The following is a 17,849-nucleotide window of genomic DNA, read 5'->3' as shown; positions in this document are numbered from 1 at the left end:
TCAGGGCGTCGCGGGCTTGGGGGTTTCCACGGCCTTCAAGGCCCCCTGGGCGACCTCGCCGTCCTGGTTGGGTTTGACGCCCGAGACGCCGATCGCCCCGATGATCTTGCCGTCCTTGAGGATCGGCAGGCCCCCTTCGACGGGCATGGCCCCCGTCCTGAGCACCCGGAGCCCCGCGCCTCCCTGGGCCAGCGTGTCCTCGAAGACCTTGGTCGGCCTGCGGAAGAGGACCGAGGTCTTGGCCTTCTCCATAGCCACCTCGATGCTCCCGAGCTGCGTGTTATCCAGCCGATGGAAGGCGACCAGGAACCCCGAGTTGTCCACGATCGCGATGGCCACGGGCCAGTTGTGCTTCTTGGCCTCGGCCTCGGCCGCCGCCACGATCTTCAGGGCCGCCTCGAGCCTGATCGGGTCGCCGTAGGGGATCGGCTCTTGCGCCGAGGCCCGCGAGCCCGCAAGCAGGAAGGCCGTCGCCGTGAGGAGGAGGTGTGCTGAAGTGGGTTGCATGCTGATGTTCCTTGGCTTTTGAAGGTCCGCGGCGGGCCTTTCGATCTCATCTCGCCGTTGGTCCGTAACGTCGGGCCGATCTTCGGGCCGATCCTCCCGGAAATCAAGGATGCCGAGGGGATCGATCCCGAGACGTGCAATAGCCAAAGCCTCTTGCTATCCTCATGAGACGTTGGGTGTGCGTTTGATTCCGAACCCGGAGGGGTTTCCGCCGTGTTGAGAGCCAGGGTGAGTTGTGCGTTGATGGTCCTTGGGTTGGCCTGCCTCTCCGTCGTCTGGGCGAAGGCGGCCGAGCCGAAGTTGAGCGGCCCCGAGTGGGTCAAGCAATTCCCCGGCAGCCGGAAGATGGAGGATCTGAACGACGAGTTTCGGCCCAAGTTCCAGTTGTTCCAGGCCGCGCTCAAGGAGGCGGGTGCGACGACGCGGATCAATAGCACGCTCCGGCCTCCCGAGCGGGCGTATCTGATGCACTGGTGCTGGAGGATCGCCCGGCAGGACTTCGACCCGCGCGAGGTTCCGGCCAGGGAGGGCGTGGATATCCGGTGGTGGCATGGCGACGCGGCCACTTCGAAGCAAAAGGCCCTGGAGATGGTCAACGCTTACGGGATGAAGAACCTCCAGGTCCGCCCCGCCCTGAATTCAAGGCATACCGAGGGCAAGGCGGTCGACATGGACGTGACCTGGAAGGACACCCTCAAAATTGAACGGCATGACGGGACGACGGTCGAGATCAGCAGCGCCCCCAGGGATAGCACGAACCCCGACCTCATCGAGGTCGCCAAGGGCTACGGAGTAATCCACTTCATCAACGTCCCGAAGGATGCCGTCCACTGGTCCACCGATGGGCGATGATGACCCTGGCAACGCAGCGGGACGCACCTTCGAGAAAGTCATGTGAATAGAAGTCTCTCGTTTCCGGCTCGACGATGCGGGATCGTCTCTGTTAGAGTCGGATCCCTGCAAGGATGACCCGGACACGACATCTCCGTTCCTCAAGGGTGGGGGCACAGGCATGCTGGGCGGCCGTTGGGCATTCACCGCCATCGCGGCGGTCGCGCTGCTGGGGCTCGGTCTGGCGGATCCTCAGCCGGATCCGAACGTACGGCTCAACGAGCCCACGAAGGTCGTCCTCGACTTCAAGGATCGCACGGCCTTCGAACTGGTGCGCGTCACCGCGAAGCGGAGCGGCAAGAAGATCCATGCGTTCCGCAACACGGCCACGAAGGCCATGGTAGGGATGGATTTCGTCGGCGGCATGCCCGAGGATCAGGAAGCCGGCCTGCGCTGGCGCTATCGGATGGTGACCCTGGAGGCACCCGAGCCGGTCCCGTTCTGGGAGGCGATCGACCGCATCGCCAGGAGGGCCGGCATCCAGTACCGCCTCGTCGAGTTCGGCGATACGGGCGCCGCGAATTTGGGGCTCAACTTCGAGGGCGATGGAGCCCCGCCGGGCCCCGCCTCGTACTCCGGGCCGTTCCGCGTCGGCCTCCGGGGCGTCTACGAGCGGCGCCAGGACAAGATCGCGAGCCGAAAGTTTGGCCGGAGTGCCAACCAGAACGGCGACCCGGGCGAGGCCGATCCAATGAGGTTGGATCCCCTCGACGGTGGCTCGTTCTTCGCGGAAATCGAACTCGCGGCGGAACCCGGCCTGGTCTGTCGCCGCGACGGGCCGATCCGGACCGTGGATGCCGTCGACGAGATGGGGAGGTCCCTCTACGCCCACCGGGACGAGAACCCGAGGCAGGCGGTCCAGGCCTTCGCCTCCATCGACGGCGGCCTCGCTCCGATGGTCCGGATCCCCCTGCGGAGGACCGGCCAGACCGCGGGGAGCAAGACGATCAAGCGGCTCCGCGGCCTGATCCCCGTGGAGATCGGCCAACTCCAGGAGAAGCCCGCCATCGCCATCCCGCTCGGGAGTTCGGAGGGGAAGACATTCCGCGGCGGCGGGGCCGAGTTCCGCGTCCTGACGGATCGGATCGAGGGGGGCATCGTCAAGTTCGCGGTCTCCTGCCGCCTCATCAGCGAGACCGATCCGAACCGGCGTGACGCAAGGTTGGCGGTCCTGAGGACTTACCAGATCAAGATGGTGGACGCGAAGGGTGCCCCGAGCCACTCCTCCGCGTCTTCCGGCGGCGGCGGTGCTCCTGGCGAGTTGGAGTTCTCCTACAACTTCGACCCCGAGCAGATCACATCGAAGCTGCCCGCGGAGTTTCGCTATTACGGCCTCGACCGAGTCTCCACGCAGATCCCCTTCGATTTCAAGGATATCCCCCTGCCCTGACCTCGCCCTTGCTCCGCCCGAGACACTTCACATGGGGCCTGGCTCGATCAATCGCCATGTGCGATTGATTGTGCATGAATGCTGGAGACTTTGATTCAAGTGGCAGATGCAAAATAACACCATGTTTTCAATCTCTGCGACTACGACGTGGATTTGTGAATTCTTGAAGAAATGCGGTGCTTCTTGAAGATCCCTTCCGGTCGACGATCACCGAACCAACATAGCCTGGTCCGTGGCGAAATGTTCGGGTTTGTGTGATCCCTCCCCTGCCTTCAAATCACATCACGGCGGGTTCGAGGCGGGCGAATTGCCCGTTCTTCTTTCACAAGTTCACGTTTTGTCGAGTGGCCCGTGCCCCGGCCTGGTGTGGAGTTGCCTCGGCGGTGGCGGTTCCTATAATTGGCGACGTCAACACTTCGATGAACGAACACGGAGTTCGTTTCCCTCCCGTTCCCGATCGTTGGATCTCCTTTCAACACGCCGCGACTCGACGAAATCCCTCTCATAACCCGACCGCATCCCGAGCCTTTGAGACCAATTTATGGCTTCCGTTGAATCTTCGGCATCTGCCGCCATCGATGGCGATCAGGCTCCCGGTACGCCCCGCGCCGGCCTCCGCTTCATCATCCTGCTCGGGCTGCTCGATGCCTTCGGGCCGCTCGGCATCGACATGTACCTGCCCGCCTTCCCCCAGATCGAGACCGACCTGAACGCCCCGAAGGGGGCGATGCAACTGACCCTCTCGCTCTTCCTCGCCGGCCTGGCTGTGGGGCAACTCATCTGCGGGCCGATCTCGGATCGCGTGGGGCGGCGCATCCCCCTGCTGTATGGCTCGGCGGCGTTCGCGGTCTCGTGCGTGCTCTGCGCGTTCACCCGCTCGATCGAGACCCTGATCCTCGCCCGGTTCGTCATGGGCCTGGCCGGGGCCACCGGCATGGTGATCGCCCGGGCAGTCGTGCGAGACTCGTTCGAGGAGGCGGATTCTTCGCGGATCTATTCGATGCTGATGCTCGTCATCGGCATCGCCCCGATCCTCGCGCCCGGGATGGGGAGCCTGCTCTTGCAGGTCGGGAGCTGGGGGGCGATCTTCTGGGCCCTGGGCACCTTCGCGTGCATCTGCGGGATCGCCGTGGCGGTCGACCTGCCGGAGACCCACCCCCCTTCGCGTCGGAGCCGCGACTCGATCGGCCTGATCGCGGGTCGCTACCTGTCGATGCTCGTCGACCGCAAGTTCGTGGGCTACGCAGCCCCCGCGATCCTCGCCCTGGGCCAGATCTTCGCCTACGTGGCCTCGGCTCCGACGCTCCTGCTCCAGCACTACGGGCTGTCGCAGGGGCTCTTCAGCGTGATCTTCGCCGGCAACGCCATCGGCCTGATCGGCGCGGCCCAGGTGAATCGCTGGCTGACCCGCAAGTATGACACCCACGACATCCTGCGCTGGGCCGCGACTGTCAACATCGCCTCGGCCCTGCTCCTGCCGGTCCTGGCCTGGACCGACCTCGGCGGCCTCCCCCTCTTCCTCGCCGATATCTTCATCTGTCTCGCCACCGTCGGCCTGATCCTCCCGAACGCCACCGCCGCCGTGATGGCCCCCTTCCCGCACCAGGCCGGTGCCGCCTCGGCTCTGCTGGGCATGTTGCAGTTCGCGATCGGAGCCATCACCGGCGCCCTCGTCGGCCTCTTCCGCGACGGCACCTCGCGCCCCATGGCCTTCGGCATGGCCGCCTGCGCCGTGATCTCGACGGTCATCACCCTCGTCATCGAGCGACGCAAGCTCCGCGAGATGGTCGAGGCGGCCGTCGTCCTTGAACCGGAAGCCGCCTGAGCAGGTTCCCCGCCTGAACCGGGCCTGCCCGATCACTCGGGCTTGGCCTCGGGGAGGACGGCGACGTACTGGGTGAGGTAGCGACGCAACTCGCCGCGGTGCTTTTCGCGGTAGGGGGCGTAATCCTGGGCGATCCCGGCGTTGGCGCGGAAGTAGAGGATGTGGGGCTCGAGGAGGCCTTCACGGTCGAGCTTGATCAGGTTGACGAAGCCGGGGTGCGGCTCCTTGATCCGGCCCGCCTGGATGTCGGCATCGACCGCTTTCGCCACGGCCCGGAGGGCGTCGACCTCCTCGGCGAGGGAGTGGCGGTAGGCCTTCTCCTCCGGCATGACGGCCTTGAAGCGATCATTGGCCCAGGCGTCGAGGGTCTCGGCGTAGAGGTGCCAGTGCGATCGACCGTCATCGGCGTCGGGCTTGGGAGTCTCGGCCGGGGCCTTGCCCTTCGCTTCGAGATCGGCGGGCACGACCTCCAGGCGACTCGCCGGGATGCGCTTGGACGATAACCACTGGCTGAGCGACATCCAGGGGCGCCGGTTGTATGGCTCGGCGAGGATGCCGTCGAGGTAGCTGAGCCTGGCCAGGTCGTCCTCCCCGGCCTTGCTGAGCGCATCGCCGAGGTAGCGGTGGGGCGTGGAGGAATTCGGGGCCATGATCGCCGCCCGGGTGAACCAGGTGCGGGCCTCGTCCAACTTGTTCTCCACGAAGTAAGAGTCGCCGATGAACAGGGCCGCTTCATGGGAGCGGGGGTCGAGCTTCAGCACCTGCTGATAAGAGCGTCGCGCGGCCACGAAGTCGTGGCGGGCGAACGCGGCCTCCCCTGCCTGCATCGCCGCCTGGACGTCGCCCCGGTCAGAGAACTTCGGGGGCGCACCGTCGGGCGGGATCGCGTCGACGTAGATCTGGGCGAGGTTGCTGAGTTTCCCGGTCTTCTTGAGCTCGAGCAGGATCGAGCGGGCTCGCCGCAAGAGGGCCGGGGCCTCGTCGCTCGGGACCGTCGCCGCCTTGATGATCAGGCCTTTCGCGAGGCCTTCCTGGACGACCCGGTCGTCGGCCTTCTCCCTGGCCAACTCCTCGAAGAGCGGCAAAGCCTCGAGGTCTCGGTGCTCGGCCGAGAGCCGCATCGCGTCCCGACGCTTGGCCGCAAACTGGTCGCTGGGCGGCTCCTGGGTCTGATCCTTCGGCGGGGGATCCTGCGCCACGGCAGGTGAGCCGAACCCGGCGAGCGTCATCAGGACCATCGTCACGCAAGGCAGGATTCGCGGGCGATTGCGCCGGGGGTCGGAGGTCATTGACGGGCTCCTTGCTGGTTCGCTCGGGAGAGGGCGGCCGGAGATGGGATCGAGGGCCTCGCCCCGGAGGCCGGTCGCAACATCCATCATGGCATCCGTCGCGGGGCTTGGCTACACTCTCGAAAATCATATCCACAAACGTGTCCGGGTCGCGATGCGGATCGGTCCGACCGGGCAATGCATGCCGAAGGCTCGAACCGTCCCCGGCAATCGGGGCGTGGCCTATCCTGGCCGCTTGCTGGTGGTCGCCGCGTCGTGATACGCTTGGCCCATCATCAATGCCGGGCGAGCTTGGACGTTTGGATATTCCTTGATGTCGTGGTGGGCCCGACCCCCTCGTCTCGCGGGGGCACGCCCGGCCCGGCGGGACATCCGAAGAGGTGCCGACATGAGTTGCGATCGAAGACGCGTTGGCCTGTCCGCCTTGATCCTGGCCGCGGCCCTGGGCCACGGCCAAGTTCGCGCCGAAGAGGTCCCGAAACGGCCGGGCGATCTAGGTCAGATCCGCGAGCGCACTTGCTTCCAGACGCACTCGCAATGGGATCCCAAGATCCAGCTCCGCTCCGACGTCGCCGTCTGCTATGGCATCGACGCCAGCCTCCCCGAGCGGATCGCCCAGTGGAAGGCGCAGGGGTACATCACGCACCTGATGACCGGCGTCTCCTGGGGCCAATACCAGGATTATCTGTATGGCCGGTTCGACGGGATCAACCACGTCGACGAGGCGCAGATGGACCGCCGGGGCAAGGTGATCTCGCACGGCGGCGACGTCTACTATATGTCGCCCGGCGAGAACTACGGCAAGTTCCTCTGCCAGGGGGTCAAGCGGGCGATGGACGCCGGCGCTGACGCCATCCACCTGGAAGAGCCCGAGTTCTGGGTCCGCGGCGGTTATTCCCCCGGGTTCAAGCGAGAGTGGAAGGCTTATTACAATGAGGACTGGATCGCGCCCCATACCTCGGTCGACGCCGAGTATCGTTCATCCCTGCTCAAGTATTACCTCTATCAGCGCGCATTGAAACAAGTATTTGACTTCGTGAAGGCCGAGAACGACCGCACCGGCCGACACGTCAAATGTTACGTGCCCACGCATAGCCTGATCAACTATGCCCAATGGAAGATCGTGAGCCCCGAGTCGAGCCTCATCAAGGTCGGGGCCGACGGCTTCATCGCCCAGGTCTGGACGGGCACGGCGCGCACGCCGAACGCTTACGAGGGGAAGGTCCGCGAGCGCACCTTCGAGACCGCCTTCCTCGAGTACGGCGCGATGATGAACGTCGTCCAGGCGAACGGCGGCACCGTCTGGTTCCTGAACGACCCGATCGAGGACAACCCCGACCACTCGTGGGATGACTACAAGACGAACTGGGAGAGCACCCTCACCGCCTCGCTCCTCTGGCCGCAGGTCTGGCGCTACGAGGTCATGCCCTGGCCCGAGCGGATCTTCCGCGGCCGATACCCGACCGTCGACCGTTCCAAGCGCAAGTTCCTCGAGAAGGTCGTCAAGGTCCCCATCCCGCCTGCTTATGCCACCGAGTTGATGACCGTCATCACGGCCCTCAACGACATGGAGCAGCGCGACATCAAGTGGCAGTGCGGGACCCAGGGCCTCGGCGTGGTCGTCTCCGACACCATGATGTTCCACAGGGGCGACCCGAAGCCGTCGGATGAACATCTCGGCTCGTTTTATGGACTCGCCCTTCCCCTCGTCAAGCGAGGCATCCCGGCCGAGCCGGTGCAACTCGAGAACGTCACGATCGGCGGCGCCCTCGCCCCGCACAAGGTCCTCCTGATGACGTATGAGGGGATGAAGCCGATGACGCCCGAGGTCCACACGGCCCTGGCCGAGTGGGTCAAGCAAGGGGGCGTGCTCGTCTTCCTGGGCGACGACTCCGACCCCTACAACGGCGTCCGCTCGTGGTGGAACGACAGCACCAAGGGGATGTCTTATGCCGCCCCTCGGATCCACCTCTTCGAGCAACTCGGCGTGCCCAAGGATGCCGCCGGGGTCCACAAGGTCGGCAAGGGGGTCCTGATCTACGACAAGGCCAGTCCCGCCGCCTTGACCTATCAGGAGAAGGGGGCCGACCACATCCGCTCCTTGACCCGGCAGGCCTGCGAGGCGATCGGCCTCGCGTACCAGGAGACGAATCACCTCGTTGTGCACCGCGGCCCCTACGTCGTGGCCTCGGGGCTGGACGAGTCGCTCCAGGGGGCTCCGTTGACCTTGACCGGCAAGTTCGTGGATCTGTTCGACGCCGGCCTGCCGATCGTCAAGTCGGTCGAGCTGGCGCCTGGCAGCCGTCGCCTGCTGTTTGACCTCGACAAGTTCCCGGTCACCGACCCCGCCGTCGTCGCCTCGGCCTGCAAGGTCCTCGGGGCGAAGAAGGCCGACGACGGCGGTTTCGAGTTCCACGCCGAGGGGCCCGAGAACATCGAGGCCGCCGTCCGGATCGCGATGCCGGGAGCCCCGAAGGGGGCGACCGTCGACGGCCAGGCTTTGCCCGCCGAAGCGACTTCGTGGGACGCCGAGACCAAGACGTTCCTCCTCCGCTTCCCCAACTCCCCGAGTGGGCGACGCGTGAAGGTGCTCTGAGCGCCTTCAACGGCAGTGGCTGTTTCCTCGAGGTCGGTCCGCCAGCCGGGACGACCTCTTGATGCGTGTCTCTTGCGTGAGAGTCCTTCCCCGTCGCCTAGCATTGCATCGACGTTGAAGCACACGGATTGATGGTCGTCCTGGTTCCAGGGCCTCGAGCGAGTCTTCTCCTATGCACTCCACCGTTTTGCGAGGTTCGGTGTTCGCCCTCCTGCTCGTCGGAGGCCTTGGCGTCGCGATCGGGCAGGAGCCGTCGAAGCCTGGAAAGACACGCGTGGCCTGCATCGGCGCCAGCAACACCTTCGGCCACGGCATCCAGGATCGCGAGCGGAACTGCTACCCGACGCAGTTGGGGAAGATCCTCGGCGACGGGTACGAGGTGCGGAACTTCGGGGTGAGCGGCACCACGATGCTCAGGAAGGGAGACAACCCCTACTGGGAGCAGCAGGCCTACCGCGATGCCCTGGCCTTCCAACCCGACATCGTCGTGATCGACCTCGGTGGAAATGACACCAAGCCGGAGAACTGGAAGTTCCGCGACGAGTTCGCCGCCGACACTCGCGCGGCGATCGAGGCCTTCCGGGCGCTCCCCTCGAAGCCTCGGGTCCTGCTCTGCCTCCCATTGCCCGCCTTCGAGACGAATTGGGGCATCAATGACGAGGTGATCGTCAAGCAACTCATACCGTCGCTCCGCCAAGTGGCCTTCGAGACCGGGGCCGAGCTGATCGACCTGCATGCCCCATTCCTGGGTAGAGGGGCCTGGTTCAGGGACCACATCCATCCCAACGCCGAGGGGGCCGCGCTCGTCGCCAGGATCGTTGGCGAGACGATCGGGTTCAAGGCGGATCGGGGATTCGACATCGAAGCGAAACTCGCGGCCCAGGGCGAGGCTTCCAAGGCCACCTCGTTCTACGGGTATCGCCAGCTCTCATTTCCCATCGAGGACGGCAGGCAAGCCATCGTCGTCAGGCCTTATGTGACCCGGGCCGATCATCCCTACGCCTGGCGCGGCGAGTTCTTCGGCCACGAGCCGCAGACGGACCTCGCGCTCTTGCAGCGGGGGTTCCATGTGGTCTATGTGCAGGCCCAGGATATGTTCGGCGGTCCCCCCGCGATGGCGATCTGGGAGAAGGCCCATCGCAAGTTCCAGGGGCTCGGGCTGGACGGCAAGATCACATTGATCGGCATGAGCCGGGGCGGCCTGTATTGCTATCACTGGGCGGCGCTCCACCCCGAGACGGTCGCCGTGCTCTACGGCGATGCCCCCGTCTGTGACTTCAAGTCCTGGCCGGGGGGCTCGGGGCGGAAGACCTCGACTCAGAGGGATTGGGAACTCCTGATGCGACTCTACGGCTTCAAGGACGAGGCCGAGGCCTTCGCATTCCGGGGTAACCCCGTCGACAACCTGGAGCCCCTCGCGAAGGCGAAGATCCCGATCATCCACGTCGTCGGCCAGGCGGATCGCGTCGTCCCCGTCCGCGACAACACCGACGTCATCGAGCAGCGCTACAAGCGACTGGGCGGGACCATCGAGGTGATCCGCAAGGAAGGGGTCGACCATCACCCCCACAGCCTGGCCAATCCTCAGGCGATCGTCGACTTCATCATGAGCCATCAGCCCTGATCCCATTGCCGGTATTCCCCCCATCGTCGAACTCATCCCAACTCCCTGTCATCCCGAGTGACTCCGATGAGCATGAAGCGTCTTCGATGGTGGCTCCCTGCGATCCTCTTCGCCGCGGCCTTCGCTGGCGCGAGCCCCGCACAAGCGGCCGACGCCTACGTGCCGTTCGATGGCGAGAAGACCCACTGGCACGACGGCTTCGACCGCTACGACTACGTGATGGACGAGTCGAGCCTGGAGATCAAGCCGTTCCGTCGCGACGCCGACGAGGGCCACGGCGTGAAGGGGCCCGCTCCGGGTCAGCGGCGCTGCATCGTGGTCGTCCCCAAGACCCCCGCCCCCGGCAATCCCTGGTCCTGGCAAGGGTGCTACTGGAACCACGAGCCCCAGGGCGAGGTGGAGTTGCTCAGGCGAGGATATCACGTTGTGTTCATCACGCCCGACCCGGGCAAGGCCTGGGATGCCTGGTACTCCTACCTGACCGAGAAGCACGGGCTCTCGAAGAAGCCCGCCTTCGTGGGCATGAGCAAGGGGGGCGTCAACGCCTACGAGTGGTCGGCGGCGAACCCGGATAAGGTCTCCTGCATCTATGCCGATAACCCCGCGATCCGCCCCGGCGACTTCGCCCGGCTCGACGCCCTGGCGAAGAATGACGTCGCGCTCCTGAATATCTGCGGGAGCCTCGACTTCCTCCTCGAGAAGCACACGCTCCCCATCGAGGCCCGCTATCACGAGCTCGGCGGCGAGATCACCGTCGTCATCAAGGACGGCGTCGCCCACCACCCGCATAGCCTCCGCGACCCCAAGATCATCGCCGACTGGATCGTCGCGCATACCCAGCCCAAGAAGCGGGAACTCCCCGGCTTCGCGGGCGACTCCTTCGTCCGGTCGTATTATTATAAGAACGACAGTTCGTATCGCGAGTTCGAACCCGAGAAGACCTACGCCACCTGCAGGGGCCCCGGGGTCGTCGAGAGCTACGAGCGCTATGACGACGGCGCGAAGAGCCCCTGGGGCCTGACCCGGATGTCGGTGATCGTCCCCAGGGAGGTCGCGCCCGGGAAGCCCTGGGTCTTCCGCGCCGACAACCTCAGGCGCGATGCCGCCGTCGACCAGGCCCTGCTCGCCCACGGCTTCCATATCGTCGTGGCCCCCTTGCTCGCCCAGTCGGGGCCGCTGCATCAGGAATGGGACGACGTGTACAAGTTGATGGTCGAGCATGGGTTTTCCAGAAAGCCCGTGCTCGAAGGCATCGGCACGTCGGCCGGCGAGGCCTATGCCTGGGCGGCCGAGAACCCGGAGAAGGTCTCGTGTCTCTACGGCGAGAACCCGGCGCTCCGCAGCCTGATGTCGAAGACCTCGCCGTTCGAGGGCCTCGCCGCACTCGCCAGGGCGGGCGTCCCCCTACTCCACGCCTGCGGCAGCCTTGACCCCTGGCTCGAGAGCCAGACACGCGTCGTCGAGTCGCGGTACAAGGGGCTCGGTGGCCAGATCCTCGTCGTCATCACCGAGGGCCAGGGGCATTATCCATCCGCGCCGAGGGATCCGAAGCCGGTCTTGGATTTCATCCTCGCCACGCAGAAGAAGCCGTGACGAGCGGATTCTGAAGTCTCGCAACGAGGGCCGCCGGCATCGCGCGATGTCGCCGGCCCTTCCCCTTTCGAAGCATGGCATGGCTGCATGCGATGATCTCGGATTGCGGAAATCATGGTGATATTTGATTCCGAGAGGCGCCATCCATCGCTATCATCTCTTGCCAGAGGGTTCGATGCAGAGCCCAAGAAGTCGGGCCGCCCAATCTCTCCCTTGAGCTCCGGCCGGGAATTTTGCAAAATAAGACAGATGTCGTTGGTTCGGGCCCCGTCACTTCCACCGAGAGCGCGAGTCCTCAATGGCGACCGAGAACGAGGCGAGTTCGAGCCTGCATGTGGCCCCGCCCGATACCTGGACGCGACTGCGCCGCTACGCGTGGAAGCGGGGCCGGCAGGCGTTGAGAATCCTCCTGGCTTTGGTGCTCGGCCTGATCGTGGTCGCGGCGGGGGCGTTGGCCTGGAGGGCCTGCGGGCTGATCGGGCTGCCCGACATCGGCGACCCGTTTGACCTCGCGGATGTGGCCGGGGTCAAGATCCCCGACGACCACAACGCGTTCGCCTTCTACCGGCAGGCGGCGGCCGAGATGAAGCCGTTCCCCAGCGTCTCGATGGCGATGCTTCGTTCGGGCCCGGATCTCGACTGGGAGAAGGTCGATCCCAAGCTTCGAGAATGGGTCGAGTCGAACCGCCCGGCGCTGGAATGGTTCCGCCAGGGGACCGACCTGATTGGCGGCGTGGCGCATCCGTCGGACAAGGAGTCCCTCTTCAACTATGAGCGCATGGACTACGGCCGCCTGATCTTGCTGGCGGAACTCGAGGGTTCCCGGCTTGAGAAGCAAGGGGACATGGCCGGGGCCTGGGACCTGTATCGCTCGATCCTCAGGCTCCGCGTCCATTTGATCCGATGTGGGCTGATGATGGAGCGGGTTATCATCGGTCACAACTGCAGCCGGATGCGGAAGCGACTGGAACACTGGGCCGCCGACCCCAAAACCGAGATGGCGACGCTCAAGGCGGCCCTCGCCGACGTGGTCGGCTGCGAGCCCAGGCCCGAGTGGGATGTCTTCTCCTTGAAGCTCGACTACCTCTTCGCCATGCGCGAGTTGACCAAGTCGGACACTTTGCTCAATCACGGCGACGGCGAGGACATCAAGTTCCGGATCTTCGGCGAATCCCTGCCCCCCAACCTCTCGCAGACCCTCTACAAGACGAGCCGCTTCCTCCGGAACGAGCCCGAGCGGAGCCGTCGGGTTTTACGCATGGCGTTCGCCAACTGGGTCGGCCGCGTCGAGCAGTCCACCAAGGCGAATCAGAAGGCGGCCGTCCGGGCGACATTCTCGAGCTTCGAGCAGAAGTCGACCGTCTTCCTCTACCCCCCCGGCGGCAGCCCGACCTCGGCCAAGGTCACCCTGACCCCCAGCGAACTCGCCGAGCGGCTCGTCGGGGCCCTCGACGCCAAGCAGATCCTCTGCCAGTGGCCCTGGCCTTCCGTCTCGGCCCAGGAGCGGCGCGACCAACGCGCCCTCGTCCTGATCCTCGCCGAGGAACTCTACCGCCGCGACCACGGCACCCCCGCCCCCTCGGAGACCGCCCTCGTCGGTCCCTACCTCAAACACCTCCCCGACGACGGCACTGGCGACCTCGACGACGGTATGATCCCGACCGTCTACGACCCCCGCGTCGATAAACCGGCCGAGCCTGCTAAGTGAGACCGTGATCATGTTTTAGTGATAGTGCTTCAGCAATGCCGATCTCGCCTCCAGGATGGATGCGAACCGTTCCTCGGGACGCTTGGCCAGGCATTTACGGCAGAAGTTACCGAGGCCTTCGGGGAGGTGGGGGCGAAACCCCGTCAACGATGGCACGGGCGCGGCGGAGGCGACCTGGGCGAGGATATCCGGGAGCCGACGCCCGACGTAGGGAGGTCGCCCCGTTGCGAGCGTGAAGAGGACGGCTCCGAGGCCGTAGACGTCGGTGCGTTCGTCGATCGGCCCCCAGTGACGCGAGGCCTGCTCGGGGGCCATGAACGGGGCGGTGCCTTCGACCTCGGCAATCGAGCGGGTCGACTCGGCGAGGGATCGCGCGAGGCCGAAGTCGGTGACGCGGATGCGGTCATGCTCGTCGCGAAGGAGGTTCGCCGGCTTGAGGTCGCAGTGGATGATCCCGCGCTCATGGGCATGGGCGAGCGCCTCGGCGGCATCCAGAATCCAGCGGACGGCGTCGCCGAGATCCACAGGGCCGCGTCGGAGGGTCTCGTCCAGGTTGGGGCCCTCGACGAGGTCCATGACGATGAAGTACGAGCCGCCCCCCGTCCGGCCGAGCCCCTGGGTGCTTACGATGCGAGGGTGTTGCAGCCTCGCGATCGTGTCCGCCTCGTCTCGGAACCTTTGCACGACCCGCGGGTGGCGGAGCAGCGTCTTGCGGAGGAACTTCACCGCGACCTTGCGGCTCGTGCTGCGCTGCCAGGCCTCGTACACCTTCCCCATCGCGCCGGCACCGATCAGGCGTCTGAGCAGGAAGTCCTGATGGGAGAGTAGGTCGGTAAGATGTGAGTCAGAACCTTGGGTGAATGTCCCACCCACCTCGAGCGAAGGGCGTGAGCGAGTAGACTTCGCCTCTTCCTCGATCTCCGCGTCGATGTTTCGGAGACGTTCAAATATGAATTCATGCCTCAATCGGAACCTGGCGAGGAACGACTTGTGCGATGGACGATCTCCCCATTGCCGACGCACCCGGTACTCTTCACCGAGGAGTTCGAGTGGAAGGTTTTCGAGCGGGCCGAGTTCGGGGAAGGCCGCTGCGTAATCTTCCAGTACGAAGCGATCTCGCCCGGCGAGCCTGCGCCAGCGGAACTCCAGGTCGATGCTGATGAGTTCGATGAGGAGCTTGATCCCTCCAGTGGATGAATCAACGTTTGAGTTGAGAAGATAATCCCCGATGAAAGGAGGATCGTGCCGGCCCCAGGCCTGCTCGAAGCGCAGGATTTGCGACTCGAAGTTCGCGTCAGGCATCGTCGAGCCGGGCGGAAAGGGCCTCGCGGATCTGGGCGAGGGCGCGGCGGACCGAGCGTTCGGAGCGTCCCGTGTCCTCGGCGATCTCGGAGATCAGGAGCCCCTGGAGACGCAGCTCGAGCACGCGCCTTTCGAACTCCGAGGCGTGCGAGAAGATCTGTTCCAGCTCGTCGGCCAGGATGATCGCTTCCTCGGCGGTGGGGCCGGCCTCGTGGGCGAGGAGATCGTCGGAGGCCAGTGGCCGTTCCAGGTCGACCGAGCGACGTTCCGCCGTCTGGTGTCGGACCTGGCGGAGGAGCTTGTGCCGGGTGATCGAGGCGAGCAGCCTCCAGAGGTCGCCGCCGCGGCTCAAGGTGTAGCGACCCTGCCGGGCCTCGACGAAGAAGCTGCGATAGACCGAGAGGACGATGTCCTCGGGGTCGGTCCTCCTCGCCAGGCGAGGGGCAAGGCGGCTGCGAGCCAGGGCGGTCAGGCGTTCGAAGTAGCGGGCGAAGAGGGCCTCGGCGGCCTGGTCGTCGCCGTCGCGATAGCGCTCGAGCAGGATGAGGGATGTCCCCGCGCCGGGAGTCGCGTCCGTCGTCATCGGATTGGGCCTCCTCGATCGAGTGGGGGGAAGACGCATCAAGTATGCGTCGACGGATCCATCGTAACGAAAATCGGTGGAAGTTTGGCCGCTCGGGCGCCGGAAAGGGCATGCCCTGGGGGGATCCGCGGACGCACTCGCACCTGGCGAGGCGAGCGGAACCCAGACAGGAGCCCGAGCTATGGCTTATGTGGTGACCGAGCCTTGCAGCGGCTGCAAGTACACAGATTGCGTGGTTGTCTGCCCTACGGATTGCTTCCGCGAGGGGGAGCAGATGTTGTACATCGACCCGGATGACTGCATCGATTGCGACGCGTGCCGGGTCGAATGCCCCGTCGACGCGATCTTCTATGAGGAGGAGGTGCCGGAGGCCTGGCAGTCGTACATCGCCCTGAACCGCGAGATGGCCGCGGTCTGCCCGCCGATCGTCGACCGCAAGGAACCGCTCGGGCCCCGCGATCCCACTAAAGGGTGATTGCGGGGCCCTTACCTGCTCGTCAGAACTCGCGGGCGTAGCCGGCGGTCCAGCCGCCGTCGACGGTGAGGATGTGGCCGTTCATGTAGGAGTTGTCGGGGTCGGCGAGGAAGACGGCGGCGATGGCGATCTCGCGGGTCTCGGCCGGGCGCCCTAGGGGGACGTGGGCGAGCATCTGCTTGACGGAGTCGCGGAAGACGCCCCCCTCTTCGTAGAAGAGCTTGCGGGTGCCGTCGGTGAGGGTCGAGCCGGGGGCGATGCCGTTGACGAGGATCCCCTGAGGGCCGAGCTCCAGGGCCATCGCCTTGGTCAGGTTGACGACCCCGGCCTTGGCGGCGACGAACGCACACTGGAGCCGGAGCGGGACGAGGCCGACGATGGATGCGATGTTGATGATGCGTCCCGATCGCTGCTCGACCATGACGCGGGCGGCGAAGCGGCTGACGTCGTAGAGGCCGGTGAGGTCGACGGCGAGCAGGCGGTCCCACTCCGAGCGGGGGAACTTGTCGATCGTCACGCGATCATGGAGGGTGTTCACGCCTGCGTTGTTGACGAGGATGTCGAGCCGGCCGAACTCGGAGGCGACGGAGCCGATGACCGACTCCACCTGCTCCGTGTTCGTGACGTTCAACGTACGCCAGTGCGCGCCCGGAGTACGCTCCGCGGCCTCGCGGACGCCGGCCTCGTCGACGTCGGTGTAGACCACGGTGCTGCCGTTGGCGGCGAGCTGATCGGCGATCTCCTGGCCGATCCCTCGGGCGGCGCCGGTGACGAGACTGACCTTGCCGGATAGATCACAGCGCAATGGGGGAACTCCTCACTCTCAAGACATCAGCCAGGGGCCGGGGTTTTCGATGAGCCGGCCGAGATGCTGCAGGAAACGCGCGGCGGGGGCGCCGTCGACGATGCGGTGGTCGAAGGTCAGGCTCAGGAACATCTGCTCGCGACCCACCACCTTCTCGCCGTCCATCACCGGGCGACACTCGATCTTTCCGACGCCCAGGATCGCGCACTCGGGGATGTTGATGATCGGCGTGAAGGTCTCGATGCCGAAGGCGCCGAGGTTCGTGATGGTGAACGTCCCCCCCTGCATATCCACCGGGCGGAGCTTGCCCCTTCGGGCCTGCGCGACGAGCTCTCGCGAACGCGAGGCGATCGCCCGGATCCCGAGGTCGGCCGGACCTTTGATCACGGGGACGAGGAGCCCGCCTTCGGTGTCGACCGCGAACCCGATGTGGGCCTCATCGGCAACAACAATCTGGGCGTCGCCAGGGCGCCAGCGGGCATTGAGGCGAGGGTGGTCGCGGAGGGCCAAAGCGCAGAGCTTGATGAGGAAGTCGTTATAGCTCGGGATCTCGTCGCCGGCCGGCCAGGCGGCCTTGAACTGGCGGCGGAGGCCGACGAGGTTGGTGGCGTCGACGGTCGTCGTCAGGGTCACGGGGGCCGTCGTTCGCAGGCTCTCGACCATCCGTCCCGCGATCGTGTTCCGGGTCGCGTCCACGGAGAACGACCGGCTCGGTGCGCCGTTGCCGTTCTCGTGGCCGACGGCCGTCGTCGCCGGCGCGGGTCGCGATGCGGCCTGGCCGTTGCGGACTGCCTCTAGGACATCGTCCCGCCGGATCCGGCCCGAGCTGCCGCTGCCGACGAGCTGGGTCCAGTCGATGCCGTGCTCGCGGGCGATCCGACGCGCCAGGGGTGAACTTCGTGGCTTAGCCGAACGCTGGCCCGCGGCCTCGACCCGTGCGGGTGCAGCCTCCACGGGGGCCGACTGGCGAACCTCTCCGGGGCCGGCGGGCGTCGTCGCGGGCAACTCGGATTCATCGGCCTGGAGCAGGTAGCCGATGATCGTGCCGACGAGGACGGTCTGGCCTGGCGAGGGGGCGTCGGGGGGGATGCGCAGGGTCCCCTCGTCGACGGATTCGACGTCCTGGGTAGCCTTCTCCCCTTCGAGGCTGAAGATGGGGTCGCCCACGCGGACCGGCTCGCCTTCGCGTTTGAGCCAGCCGACGAAGACCCCTTCTTCCATGCTCCAACCCAGGCGCGGGATCGTGATTGCGATGGCCATG

The 17,849-nt window shown here is 65.8% G+C and carries 14 protein-coding genes; 8 read left to right on the top strand and 6 right to left on the bottom strand.

The annotated features are described in order from the left end of the window. On the bottom strand, positions 1-507 hold the full coding sequence (locus ACOYYX_RS38045; RefSeq protein WP_422927863.1) for a GlcG/HbpS family heme-binding protein: 507 nt from the start codon (positions 505-507) through the stop codon (positions 1-3). Between the two features lie 243 nt (positions 508-750). Between ACOYYX_RS38045 and ACOYYX_RS38040 the strand changes: the two genes are divergently transcribed. The 3 genes from ACOYYX_RS38040 to ACOYYX_RS38030 all read left to right on the top strand — a co-directional run bounded on the left by ACOYYX_RS38040 (position 751) and on the right by ACOYYX_RS38030 (position 4,613). Next, the gene (locus tag ACOYYX_RS38040) at positions 751-1,359 is read left to right on the top strand and encodes a peptidoglycan-binding domain-containing protein (protein ID WP_422927862.1); all 609 of its coding nucleotides are present in this window, start codon (positions 751-753) and stop codon (positions 1,357-1,359) included. Positions 1,360-1,519: 160 nt separating this feature from the next. Further along, positions 1,520-2,788 carry a hypothetical protein gene (locus ACOYYX_RS38035; RefSeq protein ID WP_422927861.1) on the top strand — a complete coding sequence of 423 codons (1,269 nt, stop codon included), beginning with the start codon at positions 1,520-1,522 and terminating at the stop codon, positions 2,786-2,788. A 541-nt stretch (positions 2,789-3,329) separates the two neighbouring features. Beyond that, positions 3,330-4,613, top strand: a complete 1,284-nt coding sequence (locus ACOYYX_RS38030; RefSeq protein WP_422927860.1) for a multidrug effflux MFS transporter — start codon at positions 3,330-3,332, stop codon at positions 4,611-4,613. 32 nt (positions 4,614-4,645) lie between these two features. Here ACOYYX_RS38030 and ACOYYX_RS38025 read toward each other — a convergent pair whose 3' ends face one another. Further along, positions 4,646-5,902: a tetratricopeptide repeat protein gene (locus tag ACOYYX_RS38025; protein WP_422927859.1), complete on the bottom strand. Its 1,257-nt coding sequence runs from the start codon at positions 5,900-5,902 to the stop codon at positions 4,646-4,648. Positions 5,903-6,290: 388 nt separating this feature from the next. On the opposite strand from ACOYYX_RS38025, the gene ACOYYX_RS38020 reads away from it, so the two are divergent. The 4 genes from ACOYYX_RS38020 (at position 6,291) to ACOYYX_RS38005 (ending at position 13,423) form a co-directional block, all read left to right on the top strand. Beyond that, positions 6,291-8,498, top strand: coding sequence for a hypothetical protein (locus ACOYYX_RS38020; protein ID WP_422927858.1), 2,208 nt, complete (start codon positions 6,291-6,293; stop codon positions 8,496-8,498). Positions 8,499-8,670: 172 nt separating this feature from the next. Then, positions 8,671-10,122 carry a GDSL-type esterase/lipase family protein gene (locus ACOYYX_RS38015; protein WP_422927857.1) on the top strand — a complete coding sequence of 484 codons (1,452 nt, stop codon included), beginning with the start codon at positions 8,671-8,673 and terminating at the stop codon, positions 10,120-10,122. 66 nt (positions 10,123-10,188) lie between these two features. Then, positions 10,189-11,715 (top strand): alpha/beta fold hydrolase, encoded by a 1,527-nt coding sequence (locus tag ACOYYX_RS38010; RefSeq protein ID WP_422927856.1) that lies wholly within the window; start codon positions 10,189-10,191, stop codon positions 11,713-11,715. Between the two features lie 298 nt (positions 11,716-12,013). Continuing rightward, a complete protein-coding gene (locus tag ACOYYX_RS38005; protein ID WP_422927855.1) occupies positions 12,014-13,423 on the top strand; it encodes a hypothetical protein in 1,410 nt (469 codons plus the stop codon). A 15-nt stretch (positions 13,424-13,438) separates the two neighbouring features. Here ACOYYX_RS38005 and ACOYYX_RS38000 read toward each other — a convergent pair whose 3' ends face one another. Both ACOYYX_RS38000 and ACOYYX_RS37995 read right to left on the bottom strand, forming a co-directional pair. Further along, positions 13,439-14,725 (bottom strand): serine/threonine-protein kinase, encoded by a 1,287-nt coding sequence (locus tag ACOYYX_RS38000; protein ID WP_422927854.1) that lies wholly within the window; start codon positions 14,723-14,725, stop codon positions 13,439-13,441. After that, positions 14,718-15,308, bottom strand: a complete 591-nt coding sequence (locus ACOYYX_RS37995; protein ID WP_422927853.1) for an ECF-type sigma factor — start codon at positions 15,306-15,308, stop codon at positions 14,718-14,720. The genes ACOYYX_RS38000 and ACOYYX_RS37995 overlap by 8 nt, the downstream gene beginning before the upstream one ends. A gap of 181 nt (positions 15,309-15,489) precedes the next feature. Between ACOYYX_RS37995 and ACOYYX_RS37990 the strand changes: the two genes are divergently transcribed. Beyond that, complete coding sequence (locus ACOYYX_RS37990; protein ID WP_422927852.1) at positions 15,490-15,783, top strand: 4Fe-4S binding protein; 294 nt, start codon at positions 15,490-15,492, stop codon at positions 15,781-15,783. A gap of 22 nt (positions 15,784-15,805) precedes the next feature. Here ACOYYX_RS37990 and ACOYYX_RS37985 read toward each other — a convergent pair whose 3' ends face one another. After that, complete coding sequence (locus ACOYYX_RS37985; RefSeq protein WP_422927851.1) at positions 15,806-16,588, bottom strand: SDR family NAD(P)-dependent oxidoreductase; 783 nt, start codon at positions 16,586-16,588, stop codon at positions 15,806-15,808. A gap of 18 nt (positions 16,589-16,606) precedes the next feature. Next, positions 16,607-17,848: a dihydrolipoamide acetyltransferase family protein gene (locus ACOYYX_RS37980; RefSeq protein ID WP_422927850.1), complete on the bottom strand. Its 1,242-nt coding sequence runs from the start codon at positions 17,846-17,848 to the stop codon at positions 16,607-16,609. Between the last annotated feature and the right edge of the window lies 1 nt (position 17,849).

This window comes from Singulisphaera chitinilytica, from assembly GCF_049331405.1.
In the GTDB taxonomy this organism is placed as follows: domain Bacteria; phylum Planctomycetota; class Planctomycetia; order Isosphaerales; family Isosphaeraceae; genus PoT.
Note: the sequence above shows the minus strand (reverse complement) of the source record. Positions and strands in the feature narration are given on the sequence as shown.